Here is an 11,700-nt window from a genome sequence, read left to right as displayed (position 1 = left end):
ACTCTACCATATTCATTTTAAATAGGACTTTTTATTTTGCGTACAATTTATATTCTTTCCCAGCTTTAGTCATTATATCGTATTCGTAGGTTTTCATAAATTCAGGGTGTTTAAGCTTTGCCTCTGATGAAACAACAGGTTGCTTGCCTGATACGATATCGTATAAATGGTTGGGATTGACACCCTTCGCAACTTTCAAATCCTTTCCTGTCAATGGAACATACGAACGCAGACGAAGATTACCACCTATGGTTGACTTTACCTCTATTTTTTTAACCTTATTGTCCTTCCATTGCATAGCTACTTCAAATCCACCTCTAGCTTTAAGTCCCTTCACATCACCCGAATGCCACTCGTCTGGTAAAGCTGGTAATACATGTACTGCTCCATCATGACTCTGTAAAAGCATTTCTGCAATACCAGCAGTAAAACCAAAATTACCATCAATTTGGAATGGAGGATGCGCATCAAACAGATTAGGATACATTCTACCATGAGGGTATTCTCTTGCCATATTATCAGAAGGCAAGATATCTAGAAGACATTTTATAAGTTTATAGGCGTGATTTCCATCGAGGAGTCGAGCCCATAGATTTATTTTCCAACCTATACTCCAGCCTGTCGCCTCATCACCCCTTTGCAAAAGTGTATTCTTAACGGCCTCGAAGAGTTGCGGAGTACGGGTTGCCGAGATCTGACTGCTTGGGAAAAGTCCGTATGCATGAGATACATGACGATGATTATCATGTGGATCATCTGCATCTTCTAGCCATTCCTGCAACTGACCATATCGTCCTATCTGCATAGGGGCAAGCTTTGTTAATCTATCTTTAAGACTGTCAATGTATTCCTGTGGTTCTTTCAAAATCTCTGAAGCCTGCAAAGCATTACTTAATACATCGAAAGCTATCTGATTATCCATTGTACAACCTGCTACTACAGATGATGCTCCATGTGGTCCATGTTCTGGAGATATACTAGGACAAGTAACCATCCAACCATACTTAGGGTGCTTAACCATTGCTGTTAAATAGAAATCGGCTGCACCTTTGAGCTGAGGATATACATTTTCAAGATATTTTTTATCACCATTGAAAAGATAGCGTTGCCAAAGATGAGTACTCAACCATCCTGCTCCATTAGGCCATATTCCCCAAGTAGCACCGTCAACCATTCCTGTAGAACGCCAGATGTCTGTATTGTGATGAGCAACATAGCCCTTTGCACCATACATTTCAGCAGCAGTTTTCCTGCCAGTAACGCTAATATCCTTTACCAACTGAATTAAAGGAAGTTCCGTTTCTGAAAGATTAGTGGTCTGTGCTGGCCAATAATTCATTTCTGTATTTATGTTGATAGTGTATTTTCCATCCCAAGGAGCATTAAGGTTATCATTCCAAAGACCTTGCAAATTAGCGGCTTGACCACCTGGCTGAGAAGAAGAAATCAAAAGGTATCTACCATATTGAAATACTAAAGAAACAAATGAAGGATCATTATCTTTATTGAAATCAGCAAGTCTCTTGTCTGTTGGCTTATTTATATCGGCAGTACATGGTAAATCCAACGACACTCTGCCAAATTGTTTTTTATAGTAGTCTACATGGTTTACGATAGCCGTAGAGAAATTCTTTTTCATTGCATTCTTAAGCAATGTCACCGACTTTTCTGCTTCATCACCGCTAATATCATGATAGTTCACGAAATTCGTGGCGGAAGATAAATACAGAACTACATCCGAAGCATTTGATACAATAAGTCTTGAACTTGTTAATTCCGTTTTTCCGCCTTCATTCTTCACATCCAAAACAGTCTGCATACGTATTTTTCCTTCTACGCCTTCATGTGACAGACATTTACCTTTCAAAACCAGTCGTCCGTCTTCTAAACCCACAGTATGTGGAAGCGGAGAATCATAACTTGCATTAAAAGATATAGAATGCGGTTTACTTGCTGAGATGTGAATTATAACAACGTTATCGGTAAAAGAAGATATGACTTCTCGTTTATACGTTACTCCATCAATATCAAATTTTGTAGTAGCAACAGCTTTCCTAAGGTCCAACTCACGTCGATATGAAGTTGGTTTACCAATAAATGGAGCATCTATTAGCAGACTTCCCACTGTCTCATACGGCATACCATGCTGACCTGTCATGAAATACATGTTAATCATTTGCTCGGCACTACGTGTGTCCCCAGTAAAAATGAGATTACGTATTTTTGTTAGGGTATCAGGACTTATAGCCCTGTAATTATTATAAGGAGAACCTCCCCACACAGTGTTTTCATTAAGCTGAATTCGCTCATGATTAACACCTCCATAAATCATAGCCCCCATACGACCGTTACCAACAGGTAAAGCTTCCTGCCAAATTGCTGCTGGTCGGCTATACCATAAATTCAAGTCTGCTGAATAGGTATTCAAAGACATCATTGAAAACAGCAATGGAATTATTGTTTTAGCATTCATATTCACAATTTTATAACTATACAATAACTTTAAAATTGTATGCAAATTTATACAAAATAAATGGTTTTTCAAAATTTTATTTATTACTATTTATATTAAACATTATTTTATAACAACACATTTGCCCTCAATTATGTATACTCCTTTAGATAGTTTTTTCAAAACATCCCCCTTCGTTAACTTTGAATAAAGAAGCATGCCAGAAAGGTTATACACATCAACAGACTTATCAGTTTCTTCGATTTCATGAATACCTGTAACAGGAGTCTCTCCGTCGTTGCTGAAAAATATATTCTTTATAGAGATATCACCGCCACCATAAGACCAGAACCCTGCTATATAGATATGTGATAAGTCTAACGAAGTTGTAGTTCCATTTTTCTGTAACTTTGCTAGTTCTATTTTTACCGTCGTGCTGTTGCCGATATCCGTCATAGAAGGTTTGCTCCAATAACTATTTTCATCAAAAAGTCGAAAAGATGCACCATTACTTTGTGCTTTATTCAATTCTATTACAATGTACTTATAACCTGAGAAGTTTGCTCCATTGGCATATTCCCAACCTCCAAAACCATATTGTCCAGTAACCAATGTATGTGTAGATTCATCAAACGTACCACTTTCATAAATAGAAGGATTAATACCGGCAGCCGTGAGAGGAAATGCACTTACAGATATATTAATATCTGTAGAAACAGTATTACCAAGTACATCATTGTAACTTGCTGTCACCACAGCATTTCCTTCACTATAAGATGTTAGTCTCCCATTCTTGACACCGACAACCTTATCGTTTGAAATCTTATAATTAGCACTCGAAGTTATATCTTCTGTATGCCCGTCTTTATATGTAGCAGTAAGGATAAACGATTTCGCTGAATTTGTAAGCAACGAATAAGAAGGCTTGTCTGCCGATATAGAAGCTACGGTAAGATAGTTTTCGGAATATGCCACCGAAGACTTATCATAGAAAGTATCTTCAGAAAAGTCCTTCTCTGTTGAAAACCAGTCCACGTCTACACTTCCACCAAGTTCCTTTGTAGCGTAGTTGAATATACCGAAACGATTTCCTACAAATACAGATAAATTATACTTCATATCCAAGTCTTGTCCAAACTTAGTATATGTAACATTATCAAGACTATAATAAAATGTAGCTTTGGATGTAGCGATATCGGCAACGGCACGTAAGTATATCACAGAATCACATGCTATCGCATTTGAATAAACCTTTTTATCTGCCGTATTACTCTGCACAAGATTAAGAATACTGCCCTGCTTGTTTATTGCTATATAAGCATACGGATTCTGAAATACAGCAAGTCCAGCCATATCCCCGTCGTTCATCTTGCTTATGTTCATTCTTATAGTGCCATAAGAAGGTTTAGTATTGTCCCTATATCCGAAGATGCGCTGTGTAAGCATATTGCGCGACTTCTGTAAAGAATCGGTTACAGATGCTGTGTAAAGACGCAATCGACCTGGATTCTCAAGCAAAGACCATTTAGACTTGTCTTGATTATGATTCCATTGCCATTGGCTACCCAACAGATAATTTTTGAAATTATCATTTGTCGGCATATACTTTCTATCATAGTTCACACCAACATTCGGCTTAGTGTATGTTCCTGCATCTACACCATTATTACCTATAACTGGCCAATTAGCATTCCAAGTCACAGGCAGCAGATAAGGCATTCTGCCGAAAGCACCACAATCTCTCATTAGCATTGTCCACCATTCACCGCTTTGAGTCTGTATCATCGCTCCCTGATGAATATCGTCACTGTTAAAGACTTCCTTCTTCTCATAAGGTCCAAAAACGTTTGTTGCCCGGAAACACCACTGTGTTGCAGGCCATGCACAACAAGTAGAATATATATAATAATACCCATCTTTCTTGAAGAAATGGCTTCCTTCAAGTCCATCAAAACCTCCGTCTACATCAGCTTCATTCACAGGAGCGAAGTTATCATCCAACTGAATAACCTTTAGGTTTCCGTTTCCACATACCACGTAAGTCTTACCGTCATCATCTGTCATAAGTCCTGAATCATAATATCCACGTGAAAGACGTGTCATTGTCCAAGGACCCTCTGCATCTGTAGCCGACAAAAGATAACCACCAGCATCATCACCATTGCCAAAAGCATTGAAAAGTATATAGAATTTACCATTCTTGTACATCAAACTGTTAGCCCATGCACCTTTGGAATAAATATTTTTACCATCTTCAAGATTGTATTCTGCATTAGCCGACATCTTTTCAAGAGGATTACAGCAATATTCCCAATTCACTAAATCTTTTGATTTAAGCAGGGTACAACCCGGAAAATTATGCATTGTGGTGGTCACCATGTAATATGTATCACCAACCTTCTGAACATCTGGGTCTGGAAAATCAGCCTGAATCACAGGGTTTGTGAATGTTCCATCTCCATTATCAGAACATGATTTAAATGTGAAATCGGCATGTGGGTATTGTTTATTTGCATAATCCTGATACCAATGATAAGCCGGCCAAGGACATGCTTCATTATCAGTTAGGAAAGTATCGCCACTTCCCTGTTCATCCTTGAACTGTGCTAGAAGATCAGGAGTTGTGAATATCAGCCAACTTACATTTCCACAATCGTCAGTTATCTTCTTAAAGTTTGCTCCAAAGCCTGTTCCACCAGCAGTTCCTGTAACACCTTTACCAAATGAGGAATTATACTTTTCTGGTGCCCAGTCCATCTCTGTAACAACTATAGGCGCCAAGTCTGATATTGGTTTTATCTGTTTGTTCCAACCATCATTAAACAATTGATAGTTTACGTCAGGTGTATTTTCTGATCCACTATTATACCATCCTGGATAACAATGCACAGCATAACCTACATTTTCGCCCTTTATCGGATAGTCCGCAAAACCTTCATAGTTTGCTTGATAGCTCAATCCTGGCACCAAAACAATATTATTACAATTAGCACGAATCGTATCCGTTATGGTTTGGAAATATTCGTTCAACTCCTTGAAACCAGCCTGCTTACCATCAGACCAGATACGTACAGGTTCATTGGCTAGTTCAAACATGATATTTGGATTATTCTTGATATATGAGTCGGCGGAAACATAATTCCAAACCTTGATAAGATACTTTTGATATGCATCGCCCACAGCTATAGAATCTGGGCATACACCAGGTGGACGCATAATAACATAAAGTCCATGACTGATTGCATATTTAGCCATTGGCACGAAAACACTTTGAAAATATGTCTTGAAACGATCGTAATCAAAAGCCGAAATATCATTCTCGCCCTTTGTTCTTACACCAGGAGTATTAGACCAATAAGGATCCATATGCAAACGCATAAAGTTCATCTTCCAGCCGGCTGCCATAATTTTGTCTATCAAGCCTTGATTATAACTTAGACAGCTATTGACATCATAGTTATCCCATTTGGTACCACGCTCATTAAACCACGGACTATAAGTCTGTGCAAAGCCATGTAAGTTTACTATGTTTCCATTAGAGTCCTTGAAATACCTGCCTTCTACATGCAGTTGTGGCATAGCCATTCCATCCCAAGCAGAGGCTGTTATTGAAGAGAATAACAAGATTATATACAATATAGTCTTTAAGGATTTATTTCTCATAACAAATAATAGATTATTATTTATGCAGCCATACATTATTTTAATTCGACATGCTGCATCTTGATTTTACAAAAGTAACATAATAAATTATAATACTATTAATGGCATATTACATATACTTTTCGTGGTGTAACAAATTAAGTTTTTATGAATATAATAATCTAAAATCTAATCTTTACTACAATTATAGGCACAAAGAAAGGCGGAGAAAATTTTATCATTCCCCGCCCCATTGTTCTTGTTCTGATTATAAAATCAGATAGTCATATTGTATGACTAAAAGAAATTAGGTTGACCATCCTCTAACGGATTGGTTCCTATTTGATTACGCTTCAAATATATGAAATAAAGAAATACGTTCCAACTAAATTCTTCATTATTTTTTGATTTTAACATTGTAATCGCACACAAAATTAGAAGGATAAATATCACATGCGATTTTGAGATTTGTTTCGTCTATTTTAGGCTTCTGCCATAACTTTTCACCTTATATTATATATAAGCACACGCTTAACACATTTGTATTATTCATTTCGTGCATGTAATCACAATGTAAGGATTTCATAACTTCAAGGCAATGCTATTGAAACATTTCCCACCTATCTTTGCAATGTCTAAGAAAGACAAACTAAAGATTTAAAAGAGGAACGGTAGCATACAATCTTTTTATAAAGAAGATATCGTATTAGACTAAAATATTGACGGCGTGCAATCTTCTTCAAATGAGCTTGATAACACAACAAGTGTGGCTTTGAAAGAAGACGAACAACAACTGGGCGAAGTTACCATTACAGCGGTAGAGCGTAAGAATACAGAGGTGGTAATGGTGTAACTTGCCAAAAACAGTTCCGTCATAGTGAGCAACATATTAACGGTCGGTTTACGGGTAAGCATACTATTAGCAGCGATGCACTTGACTGGAGCATAGGCTATGCGTATGCCAACCGTAACTTTCCAGACCGTCACAGATATTTAACAGATGATGCTTTGGAAAGTGGCACATCATTCAGGGGCATAAACTCTTGGGGTACTCAAGTATCATATCTCAGTGCACAGGGCACTGGTGATACAAGACATAAGGAATAACAAACTTTATCTCACAAAACACAGACTATTAAGTAGTTATATAATTCAACATCTGAGGTGCATCACTATAATAAGTGATGCACCTCTTTTTTTGTATTCCCGTTTGCTGAAAAAAATGCGGTGTTGGCTGATTAATTTTTAAAAGAATATAATATGTGTTTATATTTGCAGAAAGTCTATTTAAACCAAAATAATTATGAAACAGCGTATAAACTTATTGGCAATATTTGATATTGCTATTAAACTTATTACCCACGCAACACTCTATAGCACGGAACATCTGCAACAGCTTAGGAGTTATGGGAGTTGTAAACTATTGATAAAAAGCATATCATACAATTTTTAGATAAACATTACGTTATAAAAAAATGAAAATGAAGTTATCCACTTACAAGGAAAATCTAATATATCTAGCTTTATGGTTGATATTATTTATCGCGCCCGCATTAAGTATGTATATGCGGGTACAGAATAGTTCAACCATGGCAATGGACTGGTCGGAAATTTTCCATGTATGGAATTTATACGCGGCATACCTTATAATATTCCTTATACACAATTTCATATTGGCACCTTTGTTGATATACAAGAAAAAGAAACTAATTTATTTCCTCACCACAATATGCCTCATCACGATTTTTGTCATCTTCCAATACTCACTGAGACCAAGAAATTTCAGAAAGAAGATGGAAATGCACAGAATGGAATTCATGACAAGAGACTTGCAGATGCATGGATATAAGGTAGAAAAACCACCACATGTATTTGACAGAGCTGATAACAGACCTGAAGGAATGAACATGGGACCGGATATGAAAGACAGACATCCGGATATGCCTATGTTTATTGGAGAAAAAAATATAGTGTCATCAGTAATACTGGTATTAATCATCGGTATGAACCTTGGTGTTAAACTGTATTTCAAGAATGACCAAGACTCTAAAGAGATGCAGCAACTGGAGAAGCAAAACCTTCAGCAGCAACTGGAATACCTGAAATACCAGATAAACCCGCATTTCTTTATGAACACGCTTAACAATATACATGCACTTGTAGACATAGATCCAGAGAAAGCAAAGACTACTATTGTTGAACTGTCGAAGATGATGCGCTACATACTGTATGAAGGTAATAAACCGCTTATCCCTATCGTGCGTGAGATACAGTTTATCAAAAACTATATCACGTTGATGAAACTCAGATACACCGACAAGGTAAAAATTTCACTTAACATACAGGATCCAATAAACGACAGCGGAATACCTCCATTGATGCTGATCACATTCATAGAAAATGCTTTCAAACATGGTGTAAGTTATAAACAAGAGAGTTTTATAATTATCAACATAAGTTTCATCGACAAACGCCTATACTTTATTTGCAGCAATAGCAAAAAGCCAGAAGACAATGCCGAGAAAGAAGAAACAGGACTACCTAAACAAGGTGGCGTAGGACTAGCCAACGTAAAACGAAGACTGGAGCTCATCTATGGCGACAAATTTACATTGGATATTGATGACTACACCGATACATACAATGTAAAGTTGGACTTGCCTATCGCATAACAGTATATAAACGAACAACTCAAAATATATGATTAAATGTATAGCTATTGATGACGAGCCACTTGCATTGCAGCAACTCGTTACATACATCAGCAAGATTCCGTTTCTATCTATTGTAGGTCAATGCCAGGGAGCGATTGAGGCGAAACAGATAATGGAGAACGAAGTTGTAGATGCTATATTCTGTGACATCAACATGCCAGACATCAATGGTATGGACTTCGTGAAGAGTCTTGCATCTCCTCCAATAATAGTCTTCACGACAGCTTACAGTGAGTATGCCGTAGAAGGATATAAGGTTGACGCAGTTGACTATCTGCTTAAACCATTTGGACTAGACGAGTTCCAACGTGCCGCAAATAAAGTTAAGCGCGTTTATGAACAGATTAACGACAGCGATTCGTCTTCAGCTCAAAGTGTATCTGAGGGATCAGAAGATGCCTCTACCCTATTCTTTAAGACTGAGCACAGAATCGTCAAAGTTGACATCGCCGACATATTATATGTTGAGGGCATGAGTGAATATATGAAGATACATCTAATCTCTCAGCCTAAGCCACTCATCGTTTTGCTAAGTATGAAAAAGCTTGAAGAACGCCTGCCTCCAAACTTTATGCGCATTCATCGTTCATATATTATAAACCTAGATAAAATTGTTGAAGTAAACAAGAATCGTGTCATTATTGACAAAGATGCGTATCTGCCAATAGGTGATTTATATAGGGATACTTTTAATAATTATTTAAACACACGTTTTTTGGGAAAATAAACTGATTCGTTTTAGCGATATACAAAAAAATCATTGTAACTTTGCAATGAGTATTGCTAACATAAAACGATGAAAAGATGCTGCAGTTAGACAATTTTTATAAAGCACGCTATGTCTTGAGCAATGTAATCCGCAAGACAGAATTAGTGCATACCAAAAAGATCAACCCGGATGTAGATGTTTATCTTAAACCGGAATGCCTGCAAAAGACAGGCTCGTTTAAAATTCGTGGAGCTTATTACAAGATTTCACAGCTGTCTGAAGAGGAAAAGGCGAAGGGTGTTGTTGCCTGTTCTGCCGGAAACCATGCGCAGGGTGTGGCACTAGGTGCTACAGCTATGGGAGTAAAAAGCCTAATCTGCCTGCCAGAAGGAGCTCCAATAAGTAAGGTAGAAGCTACACGACGGCTAGGTGCAGACGTTTGTCTTGTACCAGGAGTTTATGATGACGCATATCAAAAGGCACTGCAGCTACACGACGAAAAAGGTTATACTTTCGTACACCCTTTTGATGATGAGAATGTAATCGCCGGTCAGGGTACTATCGGACTTGAACTCATGGAACAGTTACCTAGCCTTGATGCAGTTGTTGTTCCTGTTGGTGGTGGAGGACTTATCTCTGGAGTGGCATTTGCCATAAAGAGCCTCAACCCAAAGATTAAGGTTTATGGTGTTCAGGCAGAAGGTGCACCAAGCATGCAGAAAAGTCTCTGCGACAAAAAAAGAGAATGTCTCTCATCTGTATCTACCGTTGCTGATGGTATTGCCGTAAAAGAACCAGGCAAACTTACTTTTGAAACTTGTTCAAAATATGTTGATGAAATTGTTACTGTCAGCGAAGACGAGATATGCGCAGCCATACTAAAACTCATTGAATCAGAGAAGATGGTTGCTGAGGGTGCAGGTGCCGCAAGTGTTGCCGCAGTCATGTTTAATAAAGTTCCTGTTAAAGGTAAGAAGACCGTGTGTGTTGTGAGTGGAGGAAACATCGACGTTACAATTCTCAATAGGGTTATCAACAGAGGACTTGCAAAAAGCGGTCGTCTGTGTACTCTTGATATGCAACTTGACGACCAGCCAGGCAAACTTGTTGATGTTTGTATGGTTATAGCTAACAAGGGTGCAAACATTACAAGTGTACATCATGACAGAACAGGAAACCGTAATAAGGTTAATGCATGTATACTACGAGTTACTATGGAGACAAAGAACCAGGAGCATATTGATGAGATTCGTAAGGCTCTTGAGGAAAAGGGAATAACAATAACGAATAATTCAAATCTAAAAGTATAATATTAATTATGAAAGCTATTCACACAAACAATGCGCCTGCAGCTATAGGTCCTTATAGCCAGGCTATCGAGGTAAACGGTTTTGTCTTCGCTTCAGGTCAGATTCCTATAGATCCAGCAACAGGCGACTTCGTTGAAGGTGGTATAAAGGAACAGACAAAGCAGGCCTTGACGAATGCAGGTAACATTCTAAAAGAAGCCGGAACTGATTTGAGCCATGTTGTAAAAACAACAGTCTACATGGCAGATATGGGTGACTTCGCTGCTATGAACGAGATCTACGCTCAATTCTTCAATGAGCCTTATCCTGCTCGCTCTGCCGTTGCGGTTAAAGCTTTGCCAAAAGGTGCGCTAGTAGAAGTTGAAGTCTTGGCTGCAAAATAAATACAAAAAGCTCTGGAATATATGTTCCAGAGCTTCTTTATTTTCTTTTCATCAAGATAAAGAAACTCTTCAAATGCCGATTATATAATTAGATTAGCTACGTGCAACATCTTAATTATATTCTTAGACAGAATAATATTTGTATGTTAATAATTACGTCTGCATCAGCATATTAATTATAACAAATGGCTATTAAGAAGAAATACAAATGCATTAAGTGCGGATATGAAGCTGACATTTACGAAGGTGTAGGCTTTATGGGACAGCATATTGTCACCATGTCTTGTCCAGACTGTCATACACTGCAACCTCTTGTTGTAGGAGGTGCAATAGGAGATGCTGCTCCATCATTCCAATCAGAGGCTGGACGCCTGTGCCTAAATTGCGGAAGCGACAAAATATATAATTGGGACGGGAAAACGTGTCCACAATGTGGCGCAACTATGACCGATTCCCAGCAAAATGAGTTCTGGACTTGATAGCGTTTTAA

The 11,700-nt window shown here is 37.9% G+C and carries 9 protein-coding genes; 7 read left to right on the top strand and 2 right to left on the bottom strand.

Going from position 1 to position 11,700, the window contains the following annotated elements; translation table 11 throughout:
• Positions 1 to 31 precede the first annotated feature (31 nt).
• Together B045_RS0104550 and B045_RS0104545 are read right to left on the bottom strand one after the other, a co-directional pair.
• The gene (locus B045_RS0104550) at positions 32 to 2,473 is read right to left on the bottom strand and encodes a glycoside hydrolase family 95 protein (RefSeq protein WP_026234336.1); all 2,442 of its coding nucleotides are present in this window, start codon (positions 2,471 to 2,473) and stop codon (positions 32 to 34) included.
• Between the two features lie 102 nt (positions 2,474 to 2,575).
• Positions 2,576 to 6,115, bottom strand: coding sequence for a family 43 glycosylhydrolase (locus B045_RS0104545; protein WP_044067621.1), 3,540 nt, complete (start codon positions 6,113 to 6,115; stop codon positions 2,576 to 2,578).
• Positions 6,116 to 6,821: 706 nt separating this feature from the next.
• Between B045_RS0104545 and B045_RS15765 the strand changes: the two genes are divergently transcribed.
• The 7 genes from B045_RS15765 to B045_RS0104515 all read left to right on the top strand — a co-directional run bounded on the left by B045_RS15765 (position 6,822) and on the right by B045_RS0104515 (position 11,689).
• Positions 6,822 to 6,947 carry a hypothetical protein gene (locus B045_RS15765; protein ID WP_262502984.1) on the top strand — a complete coding sequence of 42 codons (126 nt, stop codon included), beginning with the start codon at positions 6,822 to 6,824 and terminating at the stop codon, positions 6,945 to 6,947.
• Positions 6,948 to 7,715: 768 nt separating this feature from the next.
• On the top strand, positions 7,716 to 7,943 hold the full coding sequence (locus tag B045_RS15590) for a hypothetical protein (protein ID WP_018463085.1): 228 nt from the start codon (positions 7,716 to 7,718) through the stop codon (positions 7,941 to 7,943).
• A complete protein-coding gene (locus B045_RS0104535) occupies positions 7,888 to 8,766 on the top strand; it encodes a sensor histidine kinase (protein WP_238312161.1) in 879 nt (292 codons plus the stop codon). Before B045_RS15590 ends, B045_RS0104535 begins: the two co-directional genes overlap by 56 nt.
• A 28-nt stretch (positions 8,767 to 8,794) precedes the next feature.
• Positions 8,795 to 9,535, top strand: a complete 741-nt coding sequence (locus B045_RS0104530; protein WP_018463083.1) for a LytR/AlgR family response regulator transcription factor — start codon at positions 8,795 to 8,797, stop codon at positions 9,533 to 9,535.
• Positions 9,536 to 9,612: 77 nt separating this feature from the next.
• On the top strand, positions 9,613 to 10,827 hold the full coding sequence (gene ilvA, locus B045_RS0104525; RefSeq protein ID WP_018463082.1) for a threonine ammonia-lyase: 1,215 nt from the start codon (positions 9,613 to 9,615) through the stop codon (positions 10,825 to 10,827).
• Between the two features lie 8 nt (positions 10,828 to 10,835).
• On the top strand, positions 10,836 to 11,210 hold the full coding sequence (locus B045_RS0104520) for a RidA family protein (RefSeq protein WP_018463081.1): 375 nt from the start codon (positions 10,836 to 10,838) through the stop codon (positions 11,208 to 11,210).
• 185 nt (positions 11,211 to 11,395) lie between these two features.
• Positions 11,396 to 11,689, top strand: coding sequence for a hypothetical protein (locus B045_RS0104515; protein ID WP_018463080.1), 294 nt, complete (start codon positions 11,396 to 11,398; stop codon positions 11,687 to 11,689).
• Positions 11,690 to 11,700 lie beyond the last annotated feature (11 nt).

The sequence above is a fragment of the Segatella paludivivens DSM 17968 = JCM 13650 genome, assembly GCF_000373185.1.
GTDB lineage: Bacteria > Bacteroidota > Bacteroidia > Bacteroidales > Bacteroidaceae > Prevotella > Prevotella paludivivens.
The sequence above is the reverse complement of the archived record's forward strand: the minus strand, read 5'-3'. Positions and strand labels throughout refer to the sequence as shown.

Excerpts from the sequence above, each read along its gene's own strand:
- ilvA (WP_018463082.1), top strand. The coding sequence starts at position 9,613 with ATGCTGCAGTTAGACAATTTTTATAAAGCACGCTATGTCTTGAGCAAT.
- B045_RS0104545 (WP_044067621.1), bottom strand. The coding sequence starts at position 6,115 with ATGAGAAATAAATCCTTAAAGACTATATTGTATATAATCTTGTTATTC.
- B045_RS0104515 (WP_018463080.1), top strand. The coding sequence starts at position 11,396 with ATGGCTATTAAGAAGAAATACAAATGCATTAAGTGCGGATATGAAGCT.
- B045_RS0104535 (WP_238312161.1), top strand. The coding sequence starts at position 7,888 with ATGGAAATGCACAGAATGGAATTCATGACAAGAGACTTGCAGATGCAT.
- B045_RS0104530 (WP_018463083.1), top strand. The coding sequence starts at position 8,795 with ATGATTAAATGTATAGCTATTGATGACGAGCCACTTGCATTGCAGCAA.
- B045_RS0104520 (WP_018463081.1), top strand. The coding sequence starts at position 10,836 with ATGAAAGCTATTCACACAAACAATGCGCCTGCAGCTATAGGTCCTTAT.
- B045_RS15590 (WP_018463085.1), top strand. The coding sequence starts at position 7,716 with ATGGAATTTATACGCGGCATACCTTATAATATTCCTTATACACAATTT.
- B045_RS0104550 (WP_026234336.1), bottom strand. The coding sequence starts at position 2,473 with ATGAATGCTAAAACAATAATTCCATTGCTGTTTTCAATGATGTCTTTG.